This window comes from Mesorhizobium sp. M2A.F.Ca.ET.067.02.1.1 (genome assembly GCF_004023285.1).
GTDB lineage: Bacteria > Pseudomonadota > Alphaproteobacteria > Rhizobiales > Rhizobiaceae > Mesorhizobium.
Window position 1 is genome coordinate 1 of record NZ_RZSB01000309.1, and the last position, 6605, is coordinate 6605.

At 63.6% G+C, this 6605-nt stretch carries 8 protein-coding genes; 7 read left to right on the top strand and 1 reads right to left on the bottom strand.

The window, feature by feature from the left end:
* The 4 genes from EOA28_RS20270 to EOA28_RS20285 all read left to right on the top strand — a co-directional run.
* Positions 1 to 384 (top strand): glycosyltransferase (locus EOA28_RS20270; RefSeq protein WP_148670774.1); only part of this gene is annotated, 384 nt, incomplete at its 5' end.
* Positions 381 to 1490, top strand: a complete 1110-nt coding sequence (locus EOA28_RS20275; RefSeq protein WP_127251283.1) for a glycosyltransferase — start codon at positions 381 to 383, stop codon at positions 1488 to 1490. The genes EOA28_RS20270 and EOA28_RS20275, both read left to right, overlap by 4 nt.
* 23 nt (positions 1491 to 1513) lie before the next feature.
* Complete coding sequence (locus EOA28_RS20280) at positions 1514 to 2548, top strand: UDP-glucuronic acid decarboxylase family protein (RefSeq protein WP_127251293.1); 1035 nt, start codon at positions 1514 to 1516, stop codon at positions 2546 to 2548.
* An 80-nt stretch (positions 2549 to 2628) separates the two neighbouring features.
* Positions 2629 to 2814, top strand: coding sequence for a hypothetical protein (locus tag EOA28_RS20285; RefSeq protein ID WP_127251282.1), 186 nt, complete (start codon positions 2629 to 2631; stop codon positions 2812 to 2814).
* Between the two features lie 17 nt (positions 2815 to 2831).
* Here EOA28_RS20285 and EOA28_RS20290 read toward each other — a convergent pair whose 3' ends face one another.
* The gene (locus EOA28_RS20290) at positions 2832 to 4082 is read right to left on the bottom strand and encodes a hypothetical protein (RefSeq protein WP_245501565.1); all 1251 of its coding nucleotides are present in this window, start codon (positions 4080 to 4082) and stop codon (positions 2832 to 2834) included.
* On the opposite strand from EOA28_RS20290, the gene EOA28_RS40330 reads away from it, so the two are divergent.
* Genes EOA28_RS40330 through EOA28_RS20300 form a run of 3 tightly spaced genes read left to right on the top strand, consistent with a single transcriptional unit; the run spans position 4062 to position 6416 of the window.
* Positions 4062 to 4820, top strand: a complete 759-nt coding sequence (locus tag EOA28_RS40330) for a hypothetical protein (RefSeq protein ID WP_245501566.1) — start codon at positions 4062 to 4064, stop codon at positions 4818 to 4820. The genes EOA28_RS20290 and EOA28_RS40330 overlap by 21 nt on opposite strands.
* Positions 4720 to 5823: an inositol-3-phosphate synthase gene (locus EOA28_RS20295; RefSeq protein ID WP_127251280.1), complete on the top strand. Its 1104-nt coding sequence runs from the start codon at positions 4720 to 4722 to the stop codon at positions 5821 to 5823. The genes EOA28_RS40330 and EOA28_RS20295 overlap by 101 nt, the downstream gene beginning before the upstream one ends.
* The gene (locus EOA28_RS20300; RefSeq protein ID WP_126079201.1) at positions 5820 to 6416 is read left to right on the top strand and encodes a histidine phosphatase family protein; all 597 of its coding nucleotides are present in this window, start codon (positions 5820 to 5822) and stop codon (positions 6414 to 6416) included. Before EOA28_RS20295 ends, EOA28_RS20300 begins: the two co-directional genes overlap by 4 nt.
* Positions 6417 to 6605 lie beyond the last annotated feature (189 nt).

The following is a 6605-nucleotide window of genomic DNA, read 5'->3' on the forward strand; positions in this document are numbered from 1 at the left end:
GGGCATGTCAGCACCAGCGATCACAACGCCTTCAACGTCACGCCGAAGGCCGTGCTCAACATCAGCCGCGACAGCATGGCGGCCAACGGGTTTTCGCCCGCGACCCGTGTCTTCGAGGCGGCGGGGGCCGGCGCGTGCCTCCTGACCGACGCCTGGCTTGGCATCGAGTTGTTCCTGACCCCCGGCGAAGAGATCCTGGTCGCCCGCGACGGCGCCGATGTCGCCGAGATCATGCGCACCCTGACGCCGCAGCGGGCGAAGGCGATCGGCGCGGCAGCGCTGCGGCGCGTTCTGGCCGAGCATACCTACACGCTGAGGGCTCGGCTGGTGGACGACATCTTCAAGGCGCATTTCGAGCGCCGCGCAATGGAGGCTGCGGAATGACGAAACCGCTCGACATCGTTTTCCTTGGGCTCTCCCTGTCTTCGTCCTGGGGCAACGGCCATGCGACGACTTTCCGCGGATTGCTGCGTGCGCTCAACGAACTCGGCCATCGCGTCAGCTTCCTGGAACGCGACGTCTCCTGGTACGCGCATCATCGGGACCTGCGCGATCCCGATTTCTGCGACTTGCGCTACTACGAGACAGTCTCGGAGCTGCGCCGAAACCACCGGCGGGACCTGCAGCGCGCCGATGCAGTGGTGATAGGCTCCTTCGTGCCGGAAGGCAGGGTGATCATCGACGATCTTGCTTCGCTCTGCACGGGGCAGTTCTGCTTTTACGACATCGACACACCGGTGACGCTGGCGCGGGTTGCCGATGACGATTGCGACTATCTTGCCCGCAGGCAGATTCCCTATTTCGACGTCTACTTCTCCTTCACCGGCGGACCGACGCTGGAGCGGCTGGAGTCCGAGTTCGGCGCGCGCCGGGCGGAGGCGCTCTACTGCTCCGTCGATCCAACGCGGCATCGTCGCACCAGACACGCCATCGAATGGGACCTTGGCTATCTTGGCACTTATAGCGCCGACCGGCAGCCCTCATTGGAAGCGCTGCTTTTGGAGCCTGCGCGACGCCTGCCCGACCGCCGCTTCGTCGTCGCCGGCTCGCAATATCCCTCTGACATCGCTTGGCCGGACAATGTCGAGCGGATCGAGCACCTGCCGCCTTCTGGACATGCCGCCTTCTACAGCCGCCAGCGCTATACGCTGAACCTTACGCGAGCGTCGATGATCGCGGCCGGATGGTCGCCCAGCGTGCGGCTTTTCGAGGCCGCAGCCTGCGGCACTCCCATCATAAGCGACCGCTGGCCCGGGCTCGACGATTTCTTCCCGGGACCGGCGATCGAGACGGCAGCCTTTGCCGCAAATGTCGAGGAGATCCTCAGCGCCAAATCCGAGCGGGCAAGGCTCGACATGGCCAGACTGGCGCGCGAGGCGGTGCTTTCAAGACATACCGCCATGGCAAGGGCACGTGAATTCGTTTCGGCGCTGACGCCGTCGGTGGGGACGCGTCCGGCGGTCGATCTGGACGTCGAAAGTGCGGCATGAACGGCAGACAGGAGACCATCGATATGCGGCGATCAAAAAGGGCTGAACAAAGAAGGACCGCGCTTGTTGCCGGCGGTGCCGGTTTCCTCGGTTCGCATTTATGCGAGGCGCTGCTGCGTGACGGCTATCGCGTGATCTGCGTCGACAATTTCCTCACCGGCAGAATGGAGAATATCAGCTCGTTGGTTGGCCAGGCGCGCTTTCGGCTGATCGAGCAGGACGTTTGCGCCCCGCTGGACCTCGGTGAACCTGTCGATCGCGTTTTCAATCTGGCCTGCGCGGCCTCGCCGCCTCGCTATCAGGCCGACCCGATCCATACGACGCGCACCTGTGTGATCGGGACCCTCAATCTTCTGGAACTCGCCGCCAGCAACGGCGCACGCTTCCTGCAGGCATCGACCAGCGAAGTCTATGGCGATCCGGAACAGCATCCGCAGCGTGAGGACTATGTCGGCCACGTCAACTGCACCGGACCGCGGGCCTGCTACGACGAGGGCAAGCGCGCCGCCGAAACACTCTGCTTCGATTATCTGCGCGCGGAGATGGCGGATATTCGGGTCGCGCGCATCTTCAACACCTATGGGCCGAGGATGGACCCCGCCGACGGCCGTATCGTTTCCAATCTGGTCATGCAGGCGATCGAGAAGCGGCCGCTGACGATCTTCGGCGATGGCCGGCAGACCCGCTCCTTCTGCTATGTCACCGATCTGGTCGAGGGTTTGCGCCGGCTGATGGATGTCGATCCCAATCCGCGCCAACCGGTCAATCTCGGCAATCCCGGGGAGTTTTCGATCCTCGAACTGGCAAGACTGGTACGCGAGCTGACCGGCACCAGATCGCCGGTGAAGTTCCTGCCTCTGCCTGAGGACGACCCGCGCCGCCGGCGCCCCGACATAGGCCGCGCAAAGGCGCTTCTCGGCTGGTCGCCCGAGGTGCCTCTCAGGCAAGGCCTGCTGCAGACGATCGTCCACTTTTCAGGGATGGACGAGCTGGCGATCGCGCCGGTCGCTGCAATCGACAGGGCGGGTGGGGGGAAGCTGCAGAACCTGCAGCTCTGAAGCAGCGGCATCTTTTCACCGGGGCGGAACAACCACCCGACATCGCGGTTGGGCATGACAACCGCGATGGAGGACGAGCTGTGAAGCCGAAGCGATCAGTCAACGACATCGACAAGATGGCGGCGGCGGAAACCGCCGCGTTCCTGCGAAGAGCTTCCATCACCTATCTCGAGTGTTGCGTCAGCCTGATGATGACGCATCTGCGACGGGAAGAAGTGGCAAGCATACTGGAGCAGGAAGCCGATATGCTGCGCAGGCTCGACTGACCCAGCGGGCTTGGCTTTCAACAGACCAGAAGCCGGACAAGTCCGGCTTTGTAACGTTCGACTGCGCGCGTCGACCGCATCCGCTCTTCCTCGTCAGTCGACTGCCCTGCAATCGTCCAGAGGCCAAGCTGAAACGCGAGATAGCAGGGCTCCAAATAGTCGACCAAAGCTCTGTCGATCGATGTCGCCTGCTCGATGCAGCCCACCAGCGTCGAAAGCTCGGCGGCCGACAGGTCGTGTTCGACCCGTGCGCCGGCAACGTCCCATTCTATCCCCTGGCAGCCGATAAGATCGTGCGATCGGCAATGGTCGATAGTGTCCGTCTTGAGCAGGGTTCCGTCCGGACGAACCAGAAACTCCCAAGCATGCAGCCGTCCGTCGATCTCGACCCGGCGCGTTGGACCTGGTGACGGCTGGCGGGCAAACCAGCTCTGCAAGGCGTGCGCCAGTTTCTCCCCCAGCGCTTCCTCGCAGTTTTGCACCGCCATGCGCGCGAGCTGGTCCAGCGACGCGCCTGTCTCGTCGGTCTGTAGGCTGGCGGTGCGCCAGCCGAGGTAACGCCCAAGCCATTCGATCAGCAGATCCCTTGCCAGCGCTGCCCGGTCCAGCCTGTCGGCATCGATCCAGCCCTCGACCAGGAAACCGTGGCAGAGTCCGGCAGGCTGAGCGCCAAAGCCCGCTTCGTGCAGTGCCTTGGCCGTACGCAGCTTGCGCCGTCCTGTCTCGCCAAGACCTGCGAACTTGACCAGCCAACGCTCGCCGCCAGACGTGGCCATGAATTTGCGTCGCTCGAACGCCGGGAATGCAGGCGGCCAGGCGCCGGTCGGCACAGAAAGATAGTCGCGCCATGCGCCGCCGGAGATTTCCTGAAGCTCAACATCGGCCTTGCCGAGCAGATGTCCTAGCCAGTCCCGCAGCCCGGGGGCAACCGCGCCGTCAAAGACATCTTCAAAGCCCGCGACATGGCTTTGGCACTGCGACAAGGCGGCGACGGTCGCGGCATCAGCCTGCGCGCCGGGCCCGCCGCGATGGCTCGGGAACAGATGAATGCGCTCCTGGTCGATGCCCTGCCGGCGCAGCCAGACAATGACAGCATGAAAGGAGCTGCCGGAGAGGCCCGGACCTTCATCGACAATGGCAAATTCGGCTCGCGGTCTGTCGCGCCAAGAGCCGAGGAGTTCGGGCGCCGCGCTTATGTGCCGGCAAAACGGATGGCCGATCGGCCGCACGCTGATTGGCGGCGGCGCATGCAGCGCGGCGGCGACCATCGCCGCGAGGCCAAGCCCGATGCTGCGGATGCCGATGACGCAGGTGTTTGCGTCGAGGCCGGACTGCAGTGCCCCAAGCAGATAGGTTTCCGGGTAGAGGGCGTACAGCGCATAGCCTTCAGCCGGACCGGTGGTTATTGCGCTGCCGCAGTCGATGGCGGCAAGCTTTGCAAGCAGCGATGCATCGAGCGATCCTTTTCGGGCAAATCCCTGCTGCCAGGACCGCAGCACTTCCCGCGACAGCTCGACGAGGATTTCCGACCCCAGCTTCTGCCTCGACGAACTGCCGTCGGCGCCTCTGGTGTCGAATTCCGCATCGGCAAGGCCCTGGAAGAGTTCAGAGGCAGTGACGAAAAGATCGACCAGAGCGGCATGACGTTCGATGCCGGCAAGCAGATCGCCAATCGCTTCAGCCTCGGCCAGGACAGCCTTCCTGAGCTGCTCTGCGCTATGCGTTCGCTTGTGGTCGCCGAAGACGATCATACGGCTCCTGCCTGCTGTCTGGTCGCCAACGCGAAGCGGAGCCTCTTTGATCCGCAATCAGGCTCGGCAATTTTTCGCGGCGCGAAGGAACATTCGCGGCCGCTCCCGGTTCGGCGCCGAGGAACTTACCTCCAACCAAAGAGGCCGTGGTTTCGTGACATCGAAGAAAGTTCGTATCGGCATCGTCGGCGTAGGCAATTGCGCATCATCGCTTGTGCAAGGTCTCTCCTACTATCGCCACGCCAACGGCAATGAGCCGATCCCCGGACTGATGCATGCCGATCTCGGCGGCTACCATGTTGACGATGTCGAGGTGGTCTGCGCCTTCGATGTTGCGGAAAACAAGGTTGGGCGCGATGTGGCGGAAGCGATCTACACCGCGCCCAACAACACCTTCCGTTTCGCCGATGTTGCTCCAATCGGAGTTCGCGTGGATCGCGGCCCAACGCTCGACGGCATCGGCAAATATCTACGCGATGAGATCGAAGAGTCAGATGAACCGGTCGCAGACGTAACCGCACGGCTCAAGGAAAGCGCGACCGAGGTGCTCATATGCTATCTTCCGGTGGGCTCCGAAGCCGCTGCACACTTCTACGCAGAATGCGCGCTCGATGCTGGCTGCGCCTTCGTCAATTGCATCCCTGTCTTCATCGCTTCGCGGCCGGAATGGCGCCAACGCTTCGAGGAGCGCGGCCTTCCCCTGCTCGGCGATGACATCAAGAGCCAGGTCGGCGCAACCATCGTGCACCGGCTGCTCGCCAATCTGTTCCGCGAGCGCGGCGTGCGCATCGATCGCACCTATCAGCTCAACTTCGGCGGCAACACCGATTTCCTTAATATGCTCGAGCGCGAGCGGCTGGAATCGAAGAAGATTTCGAAGACGCAGTCCGTCACCAGCCAGATCGACGTTCCGCTCGAAGCCGGCAACATCCATGTCGGACCCAGCGACCATGTCCCGTGGCTGACCGATCGCAAATGGGCCTATATCCGCGTCGAAGGCACCACTTTCGGCGGCGTGCCGCTCAATGCCGAGCTGAAGCTGGAGGTTTGGGATTCGCCCAATTCGGCTGGCGTCGTCATCGACGCCGTCCGCTGCGCTAAGCTTGCCCTCGACCGCGGTATTGCCGGCGCGCTCACGGGCCCCAGCAGCTACTTCATGAAGTCGCCGCCGGAGCAGTTCACCGACGCAGAGGCGCGCCTGCGCACGCTCGCCTTCATCGCCGGCAATGACGAGCCGATGCTGGACGCTGCCGAATGACCACCACCTTCTTTCTCATCCGCCACGCGGCGCATGATCATGTCGGCTCGTACCTGGCCGGGCGGCTCGAAGGCGTTCGCCTGGGCGAAGCCGGCCAGGCGCAAGCGCTGCATCTCGCGCGGCGGATGGCGCGGGAGCCGCTCGCCGCGATCTTGAGCAGTCCGCGCGAACGGACGCTGGAAACAGCGAAGCCGATCGCCATCGCTTGCGAGATCGAGAAGATCGCGATCTGCAAGGAACTCGACGAGATCGACTTCGGCGAGTGGTCCGGCAAGACCTTCGAGGAACTGAACGGCGACGCAAGCTGGCGGCTTTGGAACGACCAGCGCCAGAGCGCCCGCACGCCGAGCGGCGAGACCATGCTGGACGTGCAGCACAGGATGATCGGCCTGATGGACGCGCTGCGCGAGAATGGACAAGGTCAGTGCATCGCACTTGTCAGCCATGCCGATGTCATCAAGGCGGCTGTCTGCGCGATCCTCGGCCTGCCGCTCGGCGATTGCTTCCGCTTCGACATCGCGCCGGCCTCCATCACTACGGTCGTCCACGGCGACTGGGGGTCCAAGCTGGTCCGTTTGAATGAAATCGCCTGACGGGAGCGGCAACCGATGCGCATGGTCATTTTCGGCCTCACCGTCACATCCTCGTGGGGCAACGGACACGCCACGCTCTGGCGCGGACTGATTGGCGCGCTGGCGCCGCTTGGCTGGTCGATCAGCTTCTTCGAGCGCGATACGCCCTACTATGCCGGCGCCAGCGCGCCAATCAGTCCGCGCCAGAGC

Excerpts from the sequence above, each read along its gene's own strand:
- EOA28_RS20275 (WP_127251283.1), top strand. The coding sequence starts at position 381 with ATGACGAAACCGCTCGACATCGTTTTCCTTGGGCTCTCCCTGTCTTCG.
- EOA28_RS20280 (WP_127251293.1), top strand. The coding sequence starts at position 1,514 with ATGCGGCGATCAAAAAGGGCTGAACAAAGAAGGACCGCGCTTGTTGCC.
- EOA28_RS40330 (WP_245501566.1), top strand. The coding sequence starts at position 4,062 with ATGCAGCGCGGCGGCGACCATCGCCGCGAGGCCAAGCCCGATGCTGCG.
- EOA28_RS20290 (WP_245501565.1), bottom strand. The coding sequence starts at position 4,082 with ATGGTCGCCGCCGCGCTGCATGCGCCGCCGCCAATCAGCGTGCGGCCG.
- EOA28_RS20300 (WP_126079201.1), top strand. The coding sequence starts at position 5,820 with ATGACCACCACCTTCTTTCTCATCCGCCACGCGGCGCATGATCATGTC.